This window comes from Crenobacter sp. CS_VA4, assembly GCF_055597485.1.
Window position 1 is genome coordinate 1 of sequence record NZ_JBVMAE010000149.1, and the last position, 256, is coordinate 256.

The 256-nt window shown below is 59.8% G+C and carries 1 protein-coding gene; it reads left to right on the forward strand.

Going from position 1 to position 256, the window contains the following annotated elements:
• Window positions 1-256, forward strand: a 256-nt coding sequence (locus tag ACZ2IA_RS23100) for an HAD family hydrolase (protein WP_470294918.1), incomplete at both ends; no start/stop codon positions are given.

Here is a 256-nt window from a genome sequence, read left to right on the forward strand (position 1 = left end):
TGTTATGCACAGATCTTGACCGCACTTTGCTGCCCAATGGTTTTGAGCCCGAGTCCGCCGGTGCACGCGCTCTTTTTCAGGCGGTTGCGCAGCACCCGGAGCTGCGTCTGGCCTATGTCACCGGTCGCGATCAAGCGCTGATTCGACAGGCGATTGATCAATATGCGCTGCCATTGCCGGATTACGCGATTGGCGATGTTGGGACGACGATCTACCGCCTGACAGGGGGCGACTGGCAACCCTGGGACGCATGGTG